We start from the raw sequence: 21,998 nt of genomic DNA, 5'->3' as shown, positions 1-21,998 counted from the left end.
CACGAAGACCTGAGGTTCAACCATGAGCACCACGATGGATAACGTCGCCGGCAAAGGCCGTGACATCAAAGTCAACACCTGGGTGGCGTTGCTGATCACGTCGCTGGTCGTGCTAGGCGCCAACGTCGGTTACGCGTCGTACAAGGCCGGCCGCCTCAGTGGCGCCAGCTCGTCGGCGTCGGAACTGCAGGTGCTCTCGCAGCAGCTCGCGGTGCGCGGCACCGAGGCCGTCGGCGGTAACGCCGAGGCGTTCAAGACCTTCCGCGACACGAAGGCGCGCATCGAAGACGACGTCAAGAACCTGCAGAGCAGCTACGGCGACGACAGCCGTGCCGGCGGCGCGATCAACGACGTTGCGACCGCATGGGGCCCGATCGGCAAGAACGCCGACCAGGTGCTCGCTTCCGAACAGGCGATCGTCGAACTGGCCGGCCACGCCGACAAGTTCAACCAGAACCTCCCGAACTTCCAGGCCACGCTCGACGAGCTGGTCCGCGCGATGTCGGCGTCCGGTTCGCCTTCGTCGCAGGTCTACATCGCACTGCGCCAGGTCGTCGTCTCCGGAACCATGGCTCGCCGCATCGCGGAAATCCGTAGCGGCGGCCCGGGCGCGCAGGTCGCCGGCGACGCGCTCGGTCGCGACGCCAACCTCTTCTCGACGGTGCTCGCCGGCCTTCGCAAGGGCGACGACGCCAACAAGATCCTCCCGCTGACCGCCGGTCCGGCCGTCGCGCAGCTCGGTCAGGTCGAGCAGCAGTGGGCGGGCATGAAGAAGGACCTCGACGCGATCACGGCGTCGTCCCGCAACCTCATCGGCGCGCAGAACGCGGCCGCTGGCATCACTGCGAAGTCGAGCGACCTGCTCGACCAGTCGCAGAAGCTGTTCGGCGCGTTCACCTCGATCGGCTCGATCAAGGACACCAGCCTGCTCGGCAACATCTGGATCTCGATCGTCGCCGGCCTGCTGACCGTCTTCTCGCTGCTCGGCCTGCTCTACGCGCTCAACAAGCAGCAGCAGCGTCGTTACCAGACCACGAAGGAACTCAACGACCGTAACCAGGAGGCCATCATGCGCCTGCTGGACGAGATGGGTTCGCTCGCAGAAGGCGACCTGACGGTCAAGGCGACGGTCACCGAAGACATGACCGGCGCAATCGCCGACTCCATTAACTTCGCAGTCGAACAGCTGCGCAGCCTCGTGCAGACGATTACCGATACGTCGGTGCAGGTCGCGGCGAGCGCACAGGAAACGCAGGCCACGGCGACGCAGCTCGCAGAAGCCGCGGAGCACCAGGCGCAGGAAATCGGCTCGGCTTCCGAGGCGATCAGCGAAATCGCCCGATCGATTGACCAGGTTTCGAAGAACTCCGCCGAGTCCGCAGAGGTTGCGCAGCGCTCGGTGCAGATCGCAACGAAGGGCGCGGGCGTGGTGCGTCAGACGATTCAGGGCATGGACTCGATCCGTGACCAGATCCAGGAAACGTCGAAGCGAATCAAGCGCCTCGGCGAGTCGTCGCAGGAAATCGGCTCGATCGTTGAACTGATTAACGACATCTCGGAACAGACGAACATCCTGGCGCTGAACGCGGCAATTCAGGCGGCCTCGGCCGGTGAAGCGGGTCGCGGCTTCGCGGTCGTCGCCGACGAAGTGCAGCGCCTTGCAGAACGCGCGTCGAACGCGACGAAGCGAATCGAAACGCTGGTTCAGACGATTCAGAGCGATACGAACGAAGCGGTCAGCTCGATGGAGCAGACGACGTCGGAAGTCGTCGCCGGTGCACGACTGGCCGAGGACGCGGGTACCGCGCTGGGCGAGATCGAAAAGGTCTCGACCGACCTCTCGACGCTCATTCAGGGCATCTCGCAGGCCGCCCAGCAGCAGTCCTTCGCTGCAACGAACATCACGCAGACGATGACCACGATTCAGTCGATTACCGCGCAGACCTCGCAGGGTGCGAGCCAGACGGCGGCGTCGATTGGAAACCTCGCGCAGCTGGCGGCCGACCTGCGTCGCTCGGTCGCCGACTTCAAGCTCCCGGCCTGATCGAACGGACGACCTGAAGAATGAATTGGCACGCACCTGACCGCCGCTGCGGCGTGACCGCGCTCCCACGAGGGAGTGCGTTGCGCACGGCCGCGCAGGCGCGAGGTGCACGATGATCGCGATGCGTGAAGTGATCGATACGACGACCCTCGGCTGGATCAAGCCGGAACTCGACGAAACCCTGCGCCTGGCGCGGCAGGAAATCGAAGCGTTCCTGGAAGATCCGGCCGACTCCGCGCGCATGCGCGCCTGTTCCACGCACCTGCACCAGGTGCGCGGCACGTTGCAGATGATCGAGCTCGACGCGCCCGCGATGGTCGCGACGGAAATGGAACGTCTCGCGTCCGCCGTGCAGGCGGGTGAAGTCGCCGACCGCGACGAAGCCTGCGCCGCGCTGCTGCGCGGCGTCGTGCAGCTGCCCGACTATCTCGAGCGCCTGCAGGGCGGACATCGCGACATTCCGATCGTGCTGCTGCCGCTGCTCAACGAGTTGCGCGCCGCCCGCGGCGAAGCGGGCCTGAGCGAAAGCATGCTGTTCGCGCCGGACATCGATGTCCCGGTGCCGACCGCGGAAACGCATGACGCCAGCGCCGACGCGCACGCTGCCGCCGAGCGCCTGACCACCGCACTGGCCGCATGGCCGGAAGCGGGTGACCCGGCCGACGCACGCGCGGTCGTCGATGCGATCGGCGAGCTCATGCGCGCCGGTGGCAATGAAGCGCGTCTGCGCATGCTGTGGGTCGCCGAAGGCGTCGCCATGGCGATCGCCGATGGCGCGATGCCGACCAGCCGCGGCCTGCGCCAGGCCTTCGCCGGCGTCGAACGAGCCGTGCACGACACCGCACAGGACGCGATGGAACTGTCGGCGGGCGATCTCGCCGCGGAGCCCACGCGCCAGCTGCTCTATCACGTCGCCCACAGCGGTGCCTCGCATCCGCGCCTGGACGACATCCGCGAAACCTTCGATCTCGACGCGCAGCGTCCCAGCGAAAGCGAAATCGCGCATGCGCGCGGCTCGCTGAGCGGCCGCAATCGCGCGCTGCTGGACACCGTGTCGGCGGCGATCAAGGAAGATCTGATGCGCGTCAAGGACGCGCTCGACATCCACCTACGCACCGGCCGCATCGAAGTGGCCGAACTGCGCCCGCAGGTCGACGCGCTGACGCAGGTCGGCGACACGCTCGGCATGATGGGCCTCGCCACCGCGCGCGGCGTCGTCATGCAGCAGCGTGATGCGATGTCCGACGTCGTCAATGGCAAGCGTGCGGCGGACGAGCATGCGTTGCTCGATATCGCGGGTGCGCTGCTTTATGTCGACGCTTCGCTGGACGACCAGGTCGCGCGTCTCGGCCTCGAAGACCAGGACGAGAGCGACACCGCACTTGCCCGCGAATCGCGCAAGGTGCTCGACATCGTCGTGCGCGAAGCGATCGCCAACTTCGGCGATGCACGCCAGTCGTTCGTCGCCTTCGTCGAAACCGGTTGGGACCACGCCGAGCTCGCGGAAGTACCGCGCCTGCTCGACGAAGTCGCCGGCGCGATGCGCATGGTGCAGCTGCCTGCGCCTGCCGATTACCTCGATGCGATCGCGCGCTACTCGCAGCGCGAGCTGATCGATCGCGGCCACGTGCCGACCAGCGCCGAGCTGGACGCGCTCGCCGACGCACTCGCCAGCCTCGAGTACTTCCTCGAAGCGCTGCGCGACCATCGCCCGAACCGCGACGGCATGCTGGACATCGCCAAGTCGAGCCTGGAATCGCTGCATTACTGGCCGATCCCGGCCGCGCCGGTGCACGTCGAAGCCGTTGCGCCCGTCGCTGCCGAGCCTGCGGTCGACGAAGCGATCGCCGAAGCGCTGCACCCGGAATCCGTCGATGCATCGGTCGCGCCGATCGTCGAAGCCGGCGAAGACGAAACCGTGCTCGCGCACATCGCCGAGTCGCTGGCGGTGATCGACCTGCAGGCACGCGAAGAAGAAACGCCGGTGGTGCATGAGCCGGTGGCGGTCGACGCCAGCGCGCTCGACGCGATCGAACCCGTCGCAGCCGCGCCCGTCGCGCCGGTGGGCGTGGTGTACGGCGGTTTCGAATCGAATGCCGACATCGACGACGACATCCGTGAGGTGTTCCTCGAAGAGTTGTCGGAAGAGATGGACAACGTCGCGGGTTACATCGCGCACTGGAAGTCCAAGCCTGAAGACCTCGAGCGCCTGCGCTCGGTGCGTCGCGTCTTCCACACGCTCAAGGGCAGCGGCCGCCTCGTCGGCGCCAAGGTCCTCGGCGAGTTCAGCTGGAAGATCGAGAACATGCTCAACCGCGTGCTCGATGGCACGCGTCCGCCGAGTGCGGCGGTCGCGTCGATCATCGACCACGCCGTCGGCACGCTGCCGCAGTTCCACGCCGCCCTTGCGGGCACGGCGTCGGTGACCGCGGACCTTGCCGGCATGGAACAGGTCGCCGATCGCCTCGAGAAGGGTGAGGAAGTCTTCTACAGCCCGGCCGCAGCCGCTGCGCCCGTCTCCGCGCCGGTCGAACCGGTTATGGAAGCCGCACCGGTCGTCGTCGCGCTGCCGGTCGAAGACCTGGGCGAACCCGCGTACGTCGACCCGGTGCTGCTCGAGATCCTGGCGACGGAAGTCGACGGTCATCTCGCGACGATCGACGATTGGCTGGAAAGCGCGCGTCGGGAGCCGATGCGTGCCGAAGACCGCCTGCAGCGAGCGATCCACACGCTCAATGGCGCGTTCGCGATGACCGAAGTGCCGGTGATCCCGGCGATCACCGGTCCGACCGAGGTCTACATCAAGCGCCTGCTGGCCGCCGCGGTTCCGGCGACGCACGAAGGCGTGGAAGCCATCGCCGAGGTCGCCGACGCGATCCGCGCGACGCTCGCGCGACTGCAGGCCGACCGTCCGCACGTGCCGCGTTTCGAAGGCCTTGCAGAGCGCGTGACCGCGCTGCGCGACAGCCTGCCGGATGCACGCCAGTCGTCGATGGTCGACCCGGTCGATGCATCGGCCGCGGAAGATTTCGAACAGCTGGAAGCGGCGCAGGCCGAAGCCGAGCGCATCGCGGCCGAACAGGCCGAGCACCAGCGCGTCGCCGAGGAAATCGCGCGCGTCGATGCCGAGCGGATCGCCGCGGAGCAGGCCGAAGCGGAGCGTATTGCCGCCGAGCGTGCAGAACAGCAGCGCATCGCGGCCGAACAGGCCGAGGCTGCGCGCCTCGCCGCCGAGGAAGCCGAAGCGCAGCGCGTCGCGGAAGAAGCCGCGCGCGCGGAAGCGGAACGTGTCGCGGCCGAACAGGCCGAAGCCGAACGCGTCGAACAGGAGCGTCTCGCCGCCGAACACGCCGAAGCCGAGCGCCTGGAACAGGAGCGCCTTGCCGCCGAGCAGGCGGAAGCCGAGCGTCTCGCGGCCGACGAAGCACAGCGCGCCGCGGAAGAAGCCGCACGCGTGGACGTCGGTGATGTCGCCGTCGAGTCGCAGGCGGACGAAGTCGTCGCCGAGCAGTTCGACGCCGAAGCCGAGCGCATCGCCGCCGAACAGGTCGCAGCGGAACGCATCGAGCAGGAGCGCGTTGCGGCGGAGCAGGCGGAAGCCGAGCGTCTCGAACAGGAGCGCATTGCCGCGGAACAGGCCGAAGCCGAACGCCTTGCGGCGGAAGAAGCCGAAGCGCAGCGCGTTGCCGAAGAGGCCGCGCGCGCGGAAGCCGAACGTCTTGCTGCAGAGCAGGCCGAAGCCGAGCGCATCGAACAGGAACGTCTCGCCGCGGAGCAGGCCGAGGCCGAACGTCTCGCAGCCGAAGAAGCCGAGCGCGCGGAAGCCGAACGTCTTGCCGCCGAAGAAGCGGCTCGCGTCGAAGCCGAGCGCATCGCGGCCGAGCAGGCCGAAGCGCGTCGCATCGACGAAGAACGCTTTGCCGCCGAACGCGCCGAGCGTGAGCGCGTCGAAGCCGAGCGTGCGGAAGCCGAGCGCGTCGAACGTGAGCGCATCGAAGCCGCGGAGCGCGAACAGGCCCGCCTGGACGCGCAGCGTGCGGACGCTGAGCGCCTCGAGCGTGCGGCTGCCGAACAGAAGATGGCGGAGCAGGTGCGTGCGGCGATCGCTGCCGCGGCGGCGGCTGTCGAAAGCGGCGGCTCGATGCCGGCCGGCGTCGTCGACGAGGCCGACCCGGAAACGGGGCTGGACCTCACCGGCCTCGATCCCGAACTCGTCGACATCTTCGTCGAAGAGGGCGCGGACCTTCTCGATCATTCCGACGGCCTGCTCGCGCAGTTGCGCCAGAACCCGGGCGAGCGCGAAACGCTGGTCGGCCTGCAGCGCGACCTGCACACGCTCAAGGGCGGTGCGCGCATGGCCGGCGTCATGGCGGTGGGCGAACTCGGCCACGTCATGGAGTCGCTGCTCGAAGCGGTTGTCGACCACCGCAGCGACCTCGGTCGCGACGGCGTGTCGTTGCTCGAGCAGGGCTTCGATCGACTGCATGCGATGGTCACCCGCGTGGGCGACCGTCGTGCGATCGGCATGCCGCTCGCGCTCATCGCGCAGTTCGAAGCACGTGCACGTGGCGAACGCCTGCCCATGCGCGCGCCCGTCGCCGAATCGCAGCGTCCTGCCGCGCCCGTCGCGCCCGTACCGGTTGCCGACCTCAAGCCGCTGTCCGCACCGATCGGCGAACAGCCGCAGATGCTGGACGAGGACGACATCGCCGTTCGCGCGCCGCAGGAACAGGTGCGCATCCGCGCCGACCTGCTCGACCGGCTCGTCAACTACGCCGGTGAGGTCGCGATCTATCGCGCCCGCCTCGAACAGCAGCTCGGTGCGTTCCGTTCCGCCATCGGCGAAATGGAAGCGACCAACACGCGTATGCGCGACCAGCTGCGTCGCCTCGAAATCGAGACGGAAGCGCAGATCGTCGCGCGCTATCAGCGCGAGGACGTGGAAGCCTCGTTCGACCCGCTGGAACTCGACCGCTTCTCCACGCTGCAGCAGCTGACGCGTGCACTGTCCGAGTCCGCGGCCGACCAGACGTCGCTGCAGACCACGTTCGACGACCTGACACGCCAGTACGAAACGCTGCTGCTCCAGCAGTCGCGCGTTTCGTCCGACCTGCAGGAAGGCCTCATGCGCACGCGCATGGTGCCGTTCGACGGCCTGCTGCCGCGTCTGCGTCGCGTCGTTCGCCAGGCGTCCGGCGAAACGGGCAAGCATGTGCTGCTCAAGCTCGAAGGCACGCAGGGCGAGCTCGATCGCAACGTACTCGAGCGCATGACCGCGCCGCTGGAGCACATGCTCCGCAACGCCGTCGCGCACGGTCTGGAGTCGCCTGAAAAGCGCGCCGCCGCCGGCAAGTCGGAAGAAGGCACGATCCGGATCGCGGTACGCCGCGAAGGTTCGGAAGTCGTTCTGGAAGTCGGCGACGACGGCCGCGGCCTCGATCGCGACGCGATCCGTCGTCGCGGTGTCGAACGCGGCCTGATCCGCAGCGACGCGGCGATCGCCGAGTCCGATCTCGACATGCTGATCTTCGAGCCGGGCTTCTCGACGGCCGACGAAGTCAGCCGCCTCGCCGGTCGTGGCGTCGGCATGGACGTGGTCGCGTCGGAAGTGCGCCAGCTCGGCGGCACGATCGACATCCGCACGACCAAGGGTTCGGGCACGACGTTCACCCTGCGCCTGCCGCAGACGCTCGCGGTCACGCAGGCCGTATTCGTGCGCATCGGCGAAACCGCCTTCGCGGTGCCGATCGCATCGGTGCGCGGCGTCGGTCGTATCTCGCGCGACGAACTCGCCAAGTCGATCGAAAGCGAAGACGGTGGCATCTACCGCTACGGCGGCGAGGACTACGCGGTCCACGACCTCGGTCGCCTGCTCGGCGGCACGGCGGCGAAGGCCGAAGGCCTGTTGCAGGTTCCGCTGCTGCTGATCCGCGCCGGTGAACTGCGCGCGGCGGTCACCGTCGACCAGGTCATCGGCAACCGCGAAATCGTGGTCAAGCCGGTCGGCCCGCAGGTCGCATCGGTGCCGGGCATCTTCGGCGCAACGATCATGGGCGACGGCCGCGTCGTCGTGATCCTCGACGTCGCGCCGCTGGTGCGTCGCCAGGCCACGCTGCCGCGCGATTTCCAGCCAGTGGTGCTGCAGGTCGAGAAGCGCGTCGTGCCGCTGGTCATGGTGGTCGACGACTCGGTCACGATGCGCAAGGTCACCGGTCGCGTGCTCGAACGCCACGGCTACGAAGTCGCCACGGCGAAGGACGGTATCGACGCCCTGGAGCGCATGGCCGAACGCGTGCCCGACCTGATGCTGCTCGACATCGAAATGCCGCGCATGGACGGTTACGAACTCGCTGCCGCGATGCGCAGCGACTCGCGACTGCGCGACGTGCCGATCATCATGATCACCTCGCGTACCGGCGAGAAGCATCGCCAGCGTGCGTTCGAGCTGGGCGTACAGCGTTACCTCGGCAAGCCGTACCAGGAGCCCGAGCTGATGCGCAACGTCAACGAGTTGCTCGAGCAGGTGCATGCGCATGAGTGACACCAGCCGCCGCGTCGCACTGCTCGCGCGTCCCGGTGCCGCTCGTGACAGCGTGCGCGGTGCGCTGCTGGACATCGGCGCGGACATCGTCGCGGAAGAAGATCCCGGCGCGTCGTCGCCGGACGCGATCCGCAGCGTGTCGCCCGACGTGCTGATGATCGTGCTCGACGCGGTAAGCGAGAGCACGCTGGACCGTTTCGACAGCATGCTCGGCGACCCGGCGATCGAAGTGATGTTCGAGGAAGCCGACGTCGCCGCCGCGCGCGACGGTTGGGAGGCCGCGCGCTGGCGCCGTCACCTGGCTGCCAAGTTGAACCATCGCGAAGACGTGCTGCCGCCCGTGGCCGGCGGCGACGTGGTACCGGCGATCGATCCGCTGGCCGTGCAGCTCGAGGAAATGATCTCGACCGACGACGCGGAGTTCCCGCCCGCGGCGCAAGTCTCACTGCCGGAAGGCGCGACCGGTGGCGAGGATTTCTCGGTGTTCGATCCTGCGCAGGCCGAATCGGCTGATGCGGGCATCGAGGACTATGTGTTGTCGGTGCACGGCCTAGAACTCGAACCCGGCGCGATCGACCTGCCGGCGTCGGAAACTGCGGGTCTCGACCTCGATGGCGCATTCGATACCTCGGGTTTCGACGGCCTGCCGCCGGTGACTGGCCCCGATTTCTCGGCCAGCGACTTCGATCCGCTGCTCGCCGAACTCGACGCCGAGCTGCCCGACACGCCGCTGCCCGAACTGCCTTCGCTTCCGGAAACGGAATGGCAGGGTGGGTTGGTCGACGATTTCGTCGCCGTCGAAGAAGTCTCGTTCGACGACGTCGCCCCGGCGCCTGCGGTTCCGCCTCCGCTGCCTCCGATGGGCTTTGGTGAGTTGAGCCTTGCGGATGATGTGACGCCGGTTCCCGCGCCGTCGAACGGTTCCACGCGTTCGCACGACATCGGCGACCTCGAACGTCGCATTGCAAGCCTCGAACTCGTCGACGACACCAAGCCGGTGTCCTCGGGTGTCGTGCTCGTGCTTGCCGGCATCGGCGGCCCGGACGCGGTGCGTCAGCTTCTCAGCGGACTCCCCGCGCGCTTCACGAAGCCCGTGCTGATCCGCCAGCGCCTCGATGGTGGCCGCTACGACAAGCTCGTCGGCCAGCTGCAGCGCGCTGCGTCGTTGCCGGTCGCGCTCGCGGTGTCGGGCGAAACGATCCAGGGCGGCCAGATCTATGTACTGGGCGACGACATGGGCGTGTCGGAAGACGCGATCACGTTCGCCACCGGCGACCTCGACACGCTGATCGGACGCATCCCCGCCGCGAAGAGCGCCGTGCTGGTCCTCAGCGGCGCGGACGCCGGCATGACCGACGCCATCGCCGGACTCGTCGCCGACGGCGCCTACGTCGGCGCTCAATCCCCCGACGGTTGCTACGACGCCGCCGCTGCTTCCGCCGTTGCCTCGCGCGGCGCGATCAGTGCGCCGCCCTCCGAACTCGCTGCACAACTCGCCGGCCGTTGGAGCCGCTGAGAGGTCCCGTCGTGTCCAAGAAAAAGAACCGCAACCGTCATCAGAACCCGCCGCGCGGGCCGGTCGCTGTCGCCCCGATCGGGCAGCAGACGGCAGCCGACGCGCAGGACGACGAGATCGAAGACGCGGATGACATCGACGCCTTAGCGGATGCCGACGCGGCCGTCGACGTCGCGCTGTCGCAGGCGGTCGCGATGGGCAGCGTCGAGCCGGACACGGACGATGCGGTGCCCACCGTCTATACGCCAGTGGGTCCGGCCCAGCCGAGCTGGATGCAGGAATCGGCCGACATCCGCGGCGTGCTCATCCAGGTGGCCGGCGGTCGACTGCTGCTGCCGAACGCCACGATCGCCGAGGTGCTGTCGTACGCGGAGCCGGAAGAAGGCGCAGGCGCTGACTGGCTGCTCGGGCGCTTTCGCTGGCGCGGTTGGCAGATCCCGCTGGTCGCGTTCGCGCGCATGGCCGGCATCGGCGACGACAATCCGGGCCTCGGCACGAAGGTCATCGTGCTGAAGGCACTCGGCGGCGATGCGCGCACCCCGTTCTTCGCGATCGTGACGCAGGGCTTCCCGCGCCTGGTCACCGTGTCGCGCAGCGCGCTCAGCGTCGAATCGCAGGATGGCGACCTGCCGGCGGGCGTGCAGGCGCTGGTGCGCCTCAACGAAGAGCCGGCGCTGCTGCCCGACCTGCTGCAGATCGAGCAGCGCCTGCGCGAGGTTCGCGAGGCGGCGTAACGCGGCCGCGTTGCTGCGATGAAAGGCCGCCTTCGGGCGGCCTTTCTCGTTCTGACGATCAGCTCAGACGAGATCCCCGAAGCGCGCCTGCAACGCGGCGATCGCCGCGAGCCCTGCGGTTTCGGTGCGCAGAATGCGCGGTCCGAGACGCAGACCGTCGAAACCCGCGGCACGCAATTGCTCGCGATCCAGTGGCGACCAACCGCCTTCCGGCCCGACGGCGATGCAGATGGACGACGCATCGTCGAGCGCCATCGTGCGCAGTGAATGCGCGCCTTCCGGATCGAGCAGCAAGTGCATCGTGTGCGTTTCAAGCGATGCGAGCGCCGCGGCCAGCGTCACGGGCGCCGCGACATCCGGCACCGTCGCCCGCCCGCACTGTTCGCAGGCTGACGCGACCACGCTACGCCAATGATCGAGGCGTTTGACTGCGCGATCGCCGTCCAACTTCACATCACTGCGCTGCGACCACACCGGCGCGATCGCATTGACGCCGAGCTCCGTCGCCTTCTGCAGGATCAGGTCCATCTTTTCGCCCTTCGCCACGCCCTGCAGCAGCGTGATCCGAAGCGGTGATTCGCGATCCACGCGCGTCGTATCACCGACGAGCAGGCGTGCATCGCGCTTGCCGACCGCGACCAGCGTCGCCGCGTAGTCATTGCCGTCGCCGTTGAACACGATGCAGGCGTCGCCTGCGCCGAGCCGCAGCACGCGCGTGAGGTGCGCAGCCGGGCCTTCGGGCAACGTGATCTCGGCGCCCGTCGACAACGGCTGCGCGACGTGGACGCGGGTCATGCGCATGTCGGGTCTCCGAACGCCGCATCGATTGCGTGTCGCGTGGTGTCGGCGAGCAGGTCGAGCGCGTCGTCGCTCACACAATAGGGCGGGAACCAGTACAGGACGTCGCCCAGCGGACGAAGCAGGACGCCGCGTGCGATCGCCTCGCGGTAAGCGCGCAGGCCGCGACGTCCGGCGATTTCCACTGCCGTGCCGTCGGCGGCTTCGCGATCGGCCGCGAGTTCGATCGCGACGATCATGCCGGTCTGCCGCACATCCACCACGTTCGGATACGTGCGGAACGACGCCGCGCGCTCGGCCATCTTGCGAGAGTTAGCGACATTTCGTGCGAGCACGTCATCGCTCTCGAAGATCGACAGCGATGCCAGTGCAGCGGCGCAGCCCAGCGGATTGCCGGTATAGCTGTGCGAGTGCAGGAAGGCACGATCGCGCGAGTCGTCGAGGAAGCCGTCGTAGATGCGTTGCGTTGCCAGCACTGCCGCCAACGGAAGCGAGCCTCCGGTCAGACCCTTCGACAGGCAGAGCAGGTCCGGCGCGATGCCCGCCTGCTCACACGCGAACATGGTGCCGGTGCGACCGAACCCGACGGCGATCTCGTCGGCGATCAGGAACACGCCGTGTGCGTCGCAGATCTCGCGGGCGCGTCGCAGGTACGCGGGGTGGTGCATCCGCATGCCCCCGGCGCACTGCACGAGCGGCTCCAGGATCAGCGCGCACACGCTGTCGCCGTGCTCGACCAACAGCGCATCCAGCGCATCCGCGGCACGATGTGCGCGCTGTTCGGCAGTTTCACCATCGACCGCAAGAAATGCATCAGGCGACGGCGCGAACATCGCTTCGGCTAGCAATGGCGCATACACGCGGCGATACAGCGGAATGTCGCCGACCGCCAGCGCACCGAGCGTTTCGCCGTGATAACTATTCTCCAGCGCGACGAACTTCGTGCGCCGCGTCGCGCCCGCGTTGCGGAACCAGTGGAACGCCATCTTCAAGGCGACTTCCACGCCGGCCGAGCCGTTGTCGGCGAAGAACACCTTGGCCAGCGGCGCGCGCCCGGTCTGCTTCGGTGCGATCGCGACAAGACGCTCGGCAAGTTCGACCGCCGGCGCATGCGTGCAGCCGGCGAGGATCACGTGCTCCAGCGTGCGCGCCTGGGTCGCGATCGCCTCGGCGATGCGCGGCTCGGCGTGGCCGTGAATGCAGGTCCACCAGCTGGACACCGCGTCGAGGTAGCGACGCCCGTCCATGCCGACCAGCCATTCGCGCTCCCCCCGCGCGATCGGCAGCAGCGGCAGCAGGTGCGGGTGCTCGCGCATCTGCGTGCACGGGTGCCAGACGACGTCGAGGTCGCGGCGTCGCCAGGAATCGGCAGGGCTTTCGCCCGCCCCTGCTAGGATCGTGTCGTGATCGAGCCTGTTCATTCCGCCATTATCCCGCGTCGCGCCGGGCCTTCGTCGAGGCGCGCATGAAGACGCTGCCGACCATCCACGGCGTGACCGAGCACGACGCCGGGCCCTACCGCATGGAGCGGCTGGACCTCGAGTTCAGCAACGGCGAGCGCCGCCAGTTCGAGCGCCTGCACGGGCGCGGGCATGGCGCGGTGGTTGTCGTCCCGATGATCGACGACGAGACCGTGCTGCTTGTGCGCGAGTACGCCGCAGGCTTCCATCGCTACGAACTCGGGTTGGTGAAAGGGCGTATCGACGCCGGCGAAACGCCCGAGGAAGCCGCGGATCGCGAGCTGAAGGAAGAAGCAGGCTACGGAGCACGTTCGCTGCTGCGCCTGCGCGAACTTTCGCTGGCGCCGACCTACATGAGCCATGCGACGCAGCTCGTCATCGCGCGCGACCTCTACGAGCAGCGCCTGCCCGGGGACGAGCCCGAGCCACTCGACGTCGTGCCGTGGAAGCTTGATTCGCTCGACGAGCTGATCCTGCGCGACGATTTTTCCGAAGGCCGCTCCATCGCGGCGTTGTTCATCACCCGCGAATGGTTGAGGACGTCCCGTGATTGATGCCGCCCTGCGCGAGTCGCTGCTCGCGCTCGCCGTCGACGCCGCGCGCTCGATCCTCGATGTCTACGAGACCGCGTTCGACGTGGAACGCAAGACCGATGCCTCGCCGCTCACGGAAGCGGACCTCGCATCGCATCGCTGCATCGCCGAAGGGCTTGCGCGACTCACGCCCGACATCCCGGTGCTGTCGGAGGAAGCCGAGCACAAGGTCGCTGCGGAAGTCCGTCGCGAGTGGAAACGCCTCTGGATCGTCGACCCGCTCGACGGCACGCGCGAGTTCGTGAAGCGCAATGGCGAGTTCAGCGTGAACATTGCGCTGGTCGAGGACGGCGTCGTGACATGGGGCGTCATCCAGGCGCCGGTGACGGGTGTGATCTGGCACGGCGGCGCGGAGTACGGTGCATTCCGTCGTACGCGTCTCGATGCCGACGACGAATCAGTGCGCATCCGCACGCCCGCGGCGTCGCCGATGCATGTCGCGGCGAGCCGCTCGCACAAGGACGGCCGCAGCGAAGCGTTCATCGATGCGATGCGCGCGCGCGGCGACGTCGAACAGCTCAACCTCGGTTCCTCGCTGAAGTTCTGCCGCATCGCAGAAGGCGGATTGGATCTGTATCCACGCTTCGGCCCAACCTGCGAGTGGGACACGGCCGCGGGGCAGGCCATTCTTGAAGGCGCTGGCGGACAGGTTGTCGATCCGCGCGGCCGGCCGCTGCGGTACAACATGCGCGACACGCTGCTCAACGGCGACTTCATCGCGATCGGCGATCCGCAGTTGCCGTGGCGCGAGTGGACTGCCGCCGCGCAGCGGGTCATGCAGCGATGACGATGCCCGGCTACGCGCGCGACGTTTCCACGCTCATCGCGATCATGGCCAAGCTGCGCAGTCCCGATGGCGGTTGCCCGTGGGACGTGCAGCAGACCTTCGCGACCATCGCGCCGTACACGATCGAGGAAGCCTACGAAGTCGCCGATGCGATCGAGCGCGGCGACCTGCACGACCTGCAGGGCGAACTCGGCGACCTGCTGCTGCAGGTGGTCTTCCATGCGCGCATGGCGGAAGAGCAGGGCACGTTCGCGTTCGCCGACGTCGTCGAATCGATCAACGACAAGATGGTGCGTCGTCATCCGCATGTCTTTGGCGACGCGTCGTCGTTCGCGGATGCCGATGCGCAGCTCGTCAACTGGGAAGCGATCAAGCGCGACGAACGCGCTGCGAAAGGCGAGGCCGATACGTCGGTGCTTGCCGGCATCGCACGCGGTCTGCCCGAATGGCAACGCGCGGTGAAGCTGCAGAAGCGCGCGGCGTCGATCGGTTTCGACTGGCCCGGACCGGCGCCCGTCATCGACAAGCTGCACGAAGAGATCGACGAAGTGCGCGTGGAATTCGCATCGCTCGCCAACGGCGACGACGGCGCGCGCGATCGGCTCGAGGACGAGATCGGCGATCTGCTGTTCGTCGCAGCGAACCTTGCGCGACATGCGAAGGTCGACCCCGGCGTTGCGTTGCGTCGTGCGAACGCGAAGTTCGAACGACGCTTCCGTGCGATGGAGCGTATGGCCGCGGCCGACGGCGTCGACCTCGCATCGCTCGATCTCGACGCGCAGGACGCCTACTGGAACCGCGCTAAGGCCGAGGAACGCGGCGGCTGATTCGCTACGGGCTGTGCTTCCAGCCCGAGCGTGACATGCAGGCCTGGAATGCCGTCGCGCGTGCATTGGCATCGGCGACACCCGATGTCTCGCCGCGACATTGCGCTTCCATCGATGCATCCGGCGAGTTGGAGTTGGAACTCCATGCCCCGCCACTGGCACAGGCGGCGAGGAACGGAAGCAGGACGACGAGCGCGAAACGCTTCATGGCGCGACTCCTTGGGGATGCCTGCAGCGTAGTCCTGCAAAACCTCGCGTCATCGCCGTTCGGCGGCCGCTCAGAGCTTCACGCGGCCCGTGAGGATGTCCTTGAACATCACCCAGTCGCCCATCAGCGAGTACAGCGGATGGCGGAACGTCGCGGGCCGGTTCTTCTCGAAGATGAAATGACCGGCCCATGCGAAACCATAGCCGCAGAGCGGCGCGCCGATGAACCAGCGTGCGTCGTGCGTCAGCAGGGCCGTGATGATGAAACCGAGCACGCCGCAGCTGCCGACGAAGTGCAGGCGTCGACTGACCGGGTTCGCGTGCTCGCTGAGATAGAACGGATAGAACTCGCGGAAGCTGGAAAAGCGCTGCATGTCGGCACTCCGGGCGTGCATCGATGATGCGCCGCCGGCTTCAGTCGAGAAAGATCAGCCAGCCCGCGACGACGATCAACGCGAAACCGGCCCAGTGGTTCCAGCGAAGCGGCTGGCCCAGGTAGTAGATCGAAAAGACCGCGAATACCACCAGCGTGATGATCTCCTGCATGCCCTTGAGCTGCGGCGCCGAGTAGACGTTGCTGCCGATGCGGTTGGCCGGCACCTGCAGGCAGTACTCGAACAGGGCGATGCCCCAGCTGATCAGGATCACCCACTTTAGCGGCGCGCTCTTGAACTTGAGGTGCCCGTACCAGGCGGCCGTCATGAAAATATTCGAGCCAAGCAGCAGCAGCGGGCTGAGGATTCGTGCGTTCATCGAGATCAGGGTCTTTTGAGTGAAATCGGACATCTTCACGGCGCATAGACTGGCCGGCGGGCACCTTTCACAAAACTGAAGGAGGGCTCCTCACCATGCAGACCAATCGCGACGGCGGCCTCGTCCTCATCATCGAGGACAACCGCAATATCTCCGAGATGATGGGCGAATACCTCGAAAGCCGCGGCTTCGAGGTGGACTATGCGGCCGACGGCCTCGACGGCTACCGGCTTGCTGCGGAAAACAGCTACGACGTCCTGGTGCTCGACCTGATGCTGCCGCGCCTGGACGGCGTCGAAGTGTGCAAGCGGCTGCGTGAGGAAGCGCGCAAGTCGACCCCGGTACTGATGCTGACCTCGCGCGACACCTTGGACGAGAAGCTGACCGGCCTGTCCGCCGGCGCCGACGACTACCTGACCAAGCCCTTCGCGATCCAGGAACTCGAGGCCCGCCTGCGCGCCCTGATCCGTCGCGAGCGCCGCCAGGTCGGCGGTGAAGTGCTGAAGGTGGCCGACCTCGTGCTCGACCCGGCCTCGCTCCGCGTGACCCGCGGCGGCGTCGAACTGCAGCTCTCGCCGATCGGCCTGCGCCTGCTGACCATCCTGATGCGCGAGTCGCCCCGCGTGGTGAGCCGCCAGGAAATCGAGCGCGAGATCTGGGGCAACGGCCTGCCGGATTCCGACACCCTGCGCAGCCACCTGTACAACCTGCGCAAGACCATCGACAAGCCGTTCGACAAGCAGCTGCTGCACACCGTGCAGTCGGCCGGCTACCGCATCGCCGATATCTCGCAGCCGCCGGAGTAATCCGGCGACCGCATGGCGCACGGTCTTCCCCGAAAGATCAAAGTTGCGTTCATCGTCCAGGCTCTCCTTGCGAGCCTGGTGATGGCGCTTGGCATCGCGTGCGCGGAACTCGGTGTCCGCCATGTGCTGCTGACCGCGCGCCTGCGTGACGAAGCAGCATCGGCATGGACGGCGATCGAAACCTCGCGCGCCGCGCCGCTGCCGCACAACTCGCGGATGACGACGTATTTCGTGCCCGTCGGCGGTTCGACCGCCGCGGTGCCGATGTCTTTGCGCGGCATGCGACCGGGCTATCACGTACCGATCTGGCGGTCGCCGGCTTTCCTCGTCGAGCGCCGCAAGGCCGGCACGCTGTACCTGGTCTTTGATCCGACGCTCAGCGATTCGGCGATCTTCTGGACCGGCGGGCTCAGCCTGCTGCTCGCGCTGCTGGTCACCTACATCTCGGCGTGGCTGACGTACCGCACGTCCAAGCGCATGGTCGCGCCGGTAAGTTGGCTCGCGAGCGTGGTGTCGCGCTGGGACCCGATCGCGCCGAATGCGGGCCTGCTGTCGCCGCAGCAGTTGCCGGTCGATTCGGGGATGGAAGTGCGTCGACTGGCGCACGCCTTGCGCGGCATGGCCGGTCGTGTCGCCGAGTTCGTCGATCGCGAGCGCCGCTTCACGCGCGACGCAAGCCACGAGCTGCGCACGCCGCTGACGGTGATCCGCGTCGCCTCCGACATCATGGCCGCAGACAACGAGCTGCCGGATCGTTCGCGACGCGCGGTCGGCCGCATCCAGCGCGCGGGCCACGACATGCAGTCGGTGATCGACGCGTTCTTCATCCTCGCGCGCGATGCCGAGATCGAGGCCGAGAGCGAGCGCTTCGACATCCATGAAGTGGTGGATGACCAGGTCGAGATCGCGCGCGGACACCTCGGGAACAAACCGGTCGAGATCGTGGTCCGTGATGAAGGCGGGGGCGTCATCGACGCGCCGCGCCGCGTGCTGTCGCTGATGGTCGGCAACCTGTTGAGCAATGCGGTCCGCTTCACCGAGGCGGGCCGCATCGATGTGGTGCTGGGGCCGGACCACATCGAAGTGCGCGATACGGGCGTCGGCATGACCCGGGAAACGCTGGCGCAGGCGTTCGACGCCTTCTACCGGCACGACCGGGACGCCGCCGACGGCATGGGCATCGGCCTGTCGATCGTGCGTCGCCTCGGCGAACGTTTCGGCTGGACGGTGGAACTGGAGAGTGCACCGGGCGAAGGGACAGTCGCGACCATCCGGCTCCGTCACTGATCTTCACTGTCAACGCGGCACGCTTTCGTGCGTTGCCAGTCGTTGACGCCCCTTTGCATCCGCATTCGAAACCTTCCGCATGAGTCGACCCGGTTCCGCCGTACCCCGTCCCGCGCGCCATCGCGGCCTGATGATCCTCATCGCGCTGGTGGTGCTGGCGGCAGCCGGTGGCTGGGCCTGGAAGCACCACAAGTCTGCAGCCACCGACGCCAACAGCGGCTATCGCACGGCGAAGGTCGACCGCGGTGACATTCGCGTCGTGATCTCGTCGACGGGCCAGCTGAGCGCGATCTCCACGGTCGTCGTCGGCAGCGAGGTGTCCGGCAAGGTCACCGACGTGCTGGTCGACTACAACGACCACGTGCACAAGGGCCAGGTGCTCGCGCGCATCGACCCGAGCACGTACGAGGCGCAGATCGCGCAGGGCAGCGCGCAGATCAACGCCGCGCAGGCCACCGCCGCCGAAGCCGAGGCCGCGCTTCGCAACGCGCAGGTGGACTACACGCGCAAGGCGGAACTCGGCAAGCAGAAGCTGGTCGCGCAGGCCGATGTCGACCTCGCGCTGTCCACGCTGCAGCGAGCACGCGCCACGCTCACCGCGAACCGTGCGCAGATCGCGCAACAGCAGGCGGGTGCACGCACCGCACGACTCAACCTCGGACGCACCGAAATCCATTCGCCCGTCGATGGCGTCGTGCTGACGCGCAGCATCGAACCGGGCCAGACGGTCGCGGCCAGCCTGCAGGCGCCGGAGCTGTTCAAGCTCGCGGAAGACCTGTCGAAGATGAAGATCGAACTCGCCGTCGACGAGGCCGACATCGGCCAGGTCGCGCCAGGCATGCGCGCGACGTTCACCGTCGATGCGTATCCCGATCGACGTTTCGTCGGCGAGGTGTCGCAGGTGCGGCTGTCGGCGACCACGACGAACAACGTCGTGACGTATCCCGTCGTCATCCAGGTTGACAACCGCGACGGCAAGTTGCTGCCGGGCATGACCGCGAATGCGGAGATCGAAGTCAGCAGCCGCGACAACGTGCTCCGCGTGCCGAACGCCGCACTTCGCTACAAGCCCACCGACGAGGAAGCCGCTGCGATGCAGGGCGGTACTCAGGGCGGCGCAGCGCAGGGTGCGGGTGCCGGCGGTGGCCGCATGGGCATGACCGACGACATTCAGAAGCTCGCGACGTCGCTCAACCTCAATGCGCAGCAGAAGGCGGCGTTCGATGCGGCCGTCGAGCAGATGCGCCAGCGTCAGCAGGCACGGATGGCTCAGGCGCAAGCCCAAGGCGGCGCGGCCGGCGGCAGTCGTTTGTTCGGCGGCGGGCCGGGCGGTGGCGGCGGCCGCACCGGCGGTGCTGCGCCAGGCGGCGCGTCGGGCGGTGGCGATCCCGCGATGCGTCAGCGCATGGCCGAACGCATGACGCAGCAGTTCTCGTCGTTCCGCGTCACGCTCGATGCGAACCAGCAGCAGGCATGGGATCGCGGCATCGACCAGCTGCTCGCGGCGCGTCGTGCGCCGCTCTATCTGCTCGTCAACGGTGCACCCAAGATGACGATGGCGCGACTCGGCGCGAGCGATGGCTCGTACACCGAAGTGTCGGGCGGCGGCATCAAGGAAGGCGATGCGGTGATCACCGGCGCGGAGCGCAAGACGAAATGACCGACGCCGTCATCGAGACGCGCGGACTCGGCAAGGTCTATTCACCGGGAAGTGAGGCCGAAGTCGTCGCGCTGCGCGGCGTCGAGCTGCACATCGGTCGCGGCGAGTTCGTCGCGATCATGGGGCCCTCGGGCTCGGGCAAGTCGACGCTCATGAACCTGCTCGGCTGCCTGGATACACCGAGCGAGGGCGTCTACCTCTGCGACGGCGTCGACGTGGCGACGCTCGACGCCGAACAGCGCGCGCAACTTCGCCTGCGCACGATCGGTTTCGTGTTCCAGGGCTTCAACCTGCTCACCCGACTTGATGCGCTCGAAAACGTCGCGATGCCGCTGACGTATGCCGACCTGCCACGCGCCGAACGCTTGCAGCGCGCGCAGGCCGCGCTTGAAGCCGTCGGCCTCGGTGCGCGCGTGCATCATCGCCCGAGTGAACTGTCCGGCGGTCAGCAGCAGCGCGTCGCCATTGCGCGCGCGTTGATCAATCGTCCGCCGGTACTGCTCGCCGACGAACCCACCGGTGCGCTCGACACCAAGACCGGCGAGGAAATCCTCGCGCTGTTCAAGCAGCTTCGCGACGACGGCCACACCGTGGTGCTGATCACGCACGATCCGGAAGTCGCCGCGCATGCCGACCGCGTCTTCGTGATGCGCGACGGCGAATTGCATCCGCAGACCGACGAAACGCGCGTGCCGGACATCGCACCGCCCGCGCATGCCGGCCCGTGGACCGAGGGCGCGACATGAAACTCAGCGAGACCATTCGCACTGCGACCTTCTCGCTGCGTGGCAACTGGTTGCGCAGCGCCCTAACCTCGCTCGGCGTGATCATCGGCATCGCCGCCGTCATCGTGATGGTGTCGGTGGGGCAGGGCACGCAGGCGGAGATCGACAAGCTCGTGTCGGGCCTCGGGTCCAATCGTCTCGACGTCGCGCCCGGCCAGGGTCGCGGTCAGGGCGGCGTGCGCATGTCGGGCAGTTCGTTCTTTACGCTCACCGACGGCGATGTCGAAGCGATCCGCCACGAGATTCCGGAAGTGCAGTACGTCGCAGGCACGCTGCGCGGCAATACGCAGGTGGTGTTCGCCGAGAACAATGCATCGACGTCGTGGCAGGGCGTGCAGCCCGACTGGTTCTCGATCAACGAATGGGTGATCGCGAGCGGCCCCGGCTTCCAGCAGCCCGACTACGCCGGCGGCAAGGCGGTGATCATCGGCGAAACGGTGCGACGCGAACTGTTCGGCGACGAAGATGCGGTCGGGCAGACGATCCGTCTCGGCCGTGTGCCGTTCACCGTCGCCGGCGTGCTGAAGTCGAAAGGCCAGGGCGGGTTCGGGCAGGACCAGGACGATCTCGTTGTGGTGCCACTGGAAACGGCGCGTCGTCGACTGATGGGCTCGATGGGGCTTCCTGCCGGCGCGGTGATGCAGATCGCGGTCGGCGTCGGCGATGCGAAGGATCTCGACTACGCGCAGAGCGAGATCGAAGCGCTGCTGCGCCAGCGGCACAAGATCCAGCCGGGCGACGAGGACGACTTCAACGTACGCAACATCGCGGAAGTCGTGGCCACGCGTACGCAGACCACGAAGCTGATGTCGCTGCTGCTCGGTGCGGTCGCGAGCATTTCGCTGATCGTCGGCGGCATCGGCATCATGAACATCATGCTGGTGTCGGTGACCGAACGAATCCGCGAGATCGGCCTGCGCATGGCGGTTGGCGCGGGCCCGCGCGACATCCAGCGCCAGTTCCTCGCCGAAGCGATGTTGATCTCGCTGATCGGCGGTGCACTCGGCATCGGCATCGGCGTGCTCGGTGCGATGGCGGTCGGCAAGTTCGGATCGCTGCCGGTGAAACTCGACAGCAGCATCATCCTGCTCGCTGCCGGCTTCTCGATCGCGACCGGCCTGTTCTTCGGGTTCTATCCTGCGCGCAAGGCGTCGCGACTCGACCCGATCGAAGCGTTGCGGTCGCAGTGACGCAATAAAA

17 protein-coding genes are annotated in these 21,998 nt (G+C 67.5%); 12 read left to right on the top strand and 5 right to left on the bottom strand.

The window, feature by feature from the left end; all coding sequences use genetic code 11:
- The first annotated feature begins 22 nt into the window (after window positions 1-22).
- From ACVWZN_RS09190 to ACVWZN_RS09175, 4 genes are all read left to right on the top strand, one after another.
- Entirely contained in the window at window positions 23-2,044 is a 2,022-nt protein-coding gene (locus ACVWZN_RS09190; protein ID WP_456953542.1) for a methyl-accepting chemotaxis protein, read from the top strand.
- A gap of 112 nt (window positions 2,045-2,156) precedes the next feature.
- Window positions 2,157-8,585 (top strand): Hpt domain-containing protein, encoded by a 6,429-nt coding sequence (locus ACVWZN_RS09185; RefSeq protein WP_456953541.1) that lies wholly within the window; start codon window positions 2,157-2,159, stop codon window positions 8,583-8,585.
- Window positions 8,578-10,101: a chemotaxis protein CheB gene (locus ACVWZN_RS09180; RefSeq protein WP_456953540.1), complete on the top strand. Its 1,524-nt coding sequence runs from the start codon at window positions 8,578-8,580 to the stop codon at window positions 10,099-10,101. Before ACVWZN_RS09185 ends, ACVWZN_RS09180 begins: the two co-directional genes overlap by 8 nt.
- An 11-nt stretch (window positions 10,102-10,112) precedes the next feature.
- Entirely contained in the window at window positions 10,113-10,835 is a 723-nt protein-coding gene (locus ACVWZN_RS09175; RefSeq protein WP_456953539.1) for a chemotaxis protein CheW, read from the top strand.
- A 63-nt stretch (window positions 10,836-10,898) separates the two neighbouring features.
- Here the strand turns inward: ACVWZN_RS09175 and ACVWZN_RS09170 are convergent, their stop codons facing one another.
- Together ACVWZN_RS09170 and bioA are read right to left on the bottom strand one after the other, a co-directional pair.
- Window positions 10,899-11,636: a 16S rRNA (uracil(1498)-N(3))-methyltransferase gene (locus ACVWZN_RS09170; RefSeq protein ID WP_456953538.1), complete on the bottom strand. Its 738-nt coding sequence runs from the start codon at window positions 11,634-11,636 to the stop codon at window positions 10,899-10,901.
- The gene (gene bioA / locus ACVWZN_RS09165) at window positions 11,627-13,054 is read right to left on the bottom strand and encodes an adenosylmethionine--8-amino-7-oxononanoate transaminase (RefSeq protein WP_456953537.1); all 1,428 of its coding nucleotides are present in this window, start codon (window positions 13,052-13,054) and stop codon (window positions 11,627-11,629) included. Before bioA ends, ACVWZN_RS09170 begins: the two co-directional genes overlap by 10 nt.
- A 44-nt stretch (window positions 13,055-13,098) precedes the next feature.
- Between bioA and nudE the strand changes: the two genes are divergently transcribed.
- The 3 genes from nudE to mazG are packed head-to-tail and all read left to right on the top strand — an operon-like array spanning window position 13,099 to window position 15,300.
- The gene (gene nudE, locus ACVWZN_RS09160) at window positions 13,099-13,647 is read left to right on the top strand and encodes an ADP compounds hydrolase NudE (RefSeq protein WP_456953536.1); all 549 of its coding nucleotides are present in this window, start codon (window positions 13,099-13,101) and stop codon (window positions 13,645-13,647) included.
- The gene (cysQ, locus tag ACVWZN_RS09155) at window positions 13,640-14,473 is read left to right on the top strand and encodes a 3'(2'),5'-bisphosphate nucleotidase CysQ (RefSeq protein ID WP_456953535.1); all 834 of its coding nucleotides are present in this window, start codon (window positions 13,640-13,642) and stop codon (window positions 14,471-14,473) included. The genes nudE and cysQ overlap by 8 nt, the downstream gene beginning before the upstream one ends.
- The gene (mazG, locus tag ACVWZN_RS09150) at window positions 14,470-15,300 is read left to right on the top strand and encodes a nucleoside triphosphate pyrophosphohydrolase (RefSeq protein ID WP_456953534.1); all 831 of its coding nucleotides are present in this window, start codon (window positions 14,470-14,472) and stop codon (window positions 15,298-15,300) included. Before cysQ ends, mazG begins: the two co-directional genes overlap by 4 nt.
- Before the next feature lie 4 nt (window positions 15,301-15,304).
- Here mazG and ACVWZN_RS09145 read toward each other — a convergent pair whose 3' ends face one another.
- The 3 genes from ACVWZN_RS09145 to ACVWZN_RS09135 form a co-directional block, all read right to left on the bottom strand.
- Window positions 15,305-15,508 (bottom strand): hypothetical protein, encoded by a 204-nt coding sequence (locus tag ACVWZN_RS09145; protein WP_456953533.1) that lies wholly within the window; start codon window positions 15,506-15,508, stop codon window positions 15,305-15,307.
- A gap of 70 nt (window positions 15,509-15,578) precedes the next feature.
- Window positions 15,579-15,881: an Mpo1-like protein gene (locus ACVWZN_RS09140; protein ID WP_456953532.1), complete on the bottom strand. Its 303-nt coding sequence runs from the start codon at window positions 15,879-15,881 to the stop codon at window positions 15,579-15,581.
- Between the two features lie 40 nt (window positions 15,882-15,921).
- Window positions 15,922-16,260, bottom strand: coding sequence for a DMT family protein (locus tag ACVWZN_RS09135; protein WP_456953531.1), 339 nt, complete (start codon window positions 16,258-16,260; stop codon window positions 15,922-15,924).
- Between the two features lie 95 nt (window positions 16,261-16,355).
- Between ACVWZN_RS09135 and ACVWZN_RS09130 the strand changes: the two genes are divergently transcribed.
- The 5 genes from ACVWZN_RS09130 (at window position 16,356) to ACVWZN_RS09110 (ending at window position 21,988) form a co-directional block, all read left to right on the top strand.
- Window positions 16,356-17,066, top strand: coding sequence for a response regulator transcription factor (locus ACVWZN_RS09130; protein WP_027081995.1), 711 nt, complete (start codon window positions 16,356-16,358; stop codon window positions 17,064-17,066).
- A gap of 81 nt (window positions 17,067-17,147) precedes the next feature.
- The gene (locus ACVWZN_RS09125; RefSeq protein WP_456953530.1) at window positions 17,148-18,353 is read left to right on the top strand and encodes a sensor histidine kinase; all 1,206 of its coding nucleotides are present in this window, start codon (window positions 17,148-17,150) and stop codon (window positions 18,351-18,353) included.
- A gap of 79 nt (window positions 18,354-18,432) precedes the next feature.
- Window positions 18,433-20,013, top strand: a complete 1,581-nt coding sequence (locus tag ACVWZN_RS09120) for an efflux RND transporter periplasmic adaptor subunit (RefSeq protein WP_456953529.1) — start codon at window positions 18,433-18,435, stop codon at window positions 20,011-20,013.
- Window positions 20,010-20,759 (top strand): ABC transporter ATP-binding protein, encoded by a 750-nt coding sequence (locus tag ACVWZN_RS09115; protein WP_456953528.1) that lies wholly within the window; start codon window positions 20,010-20,012, stop codon window positions 20,757-20,759. Before ACVWZN_RS09120 ends, ACVWZN_RS09115 begins: the two co-directional genes overlap by 4 nt.
- On the top strand, window positions 20,756-21,988 hold the full coding sequence (locus ACVWZN_RS09110; protein ID WP_456953527.1) for an ABC transporter permease: 1,233 nt from the start codon (window positions 20,756-20,758) through the stop codon (window positions 21,986-21,988). The genes ACVWZN_RS09115 and ACVWZN_RS09110 overlap by 4 nt, the downstream gene beginning before the upstream one ends.
- The last annotated feature ends 10 nt before the right edge of the window (window positions 21,989-21,998 follow it).

Source organism: Lysobacter sp. HA35 (assembly GCF_054061195.1).
Note: the sequence above shows the minus strand (reverse complement) of the source record. Positions and strands in the feature narration are given on the sequence as shown.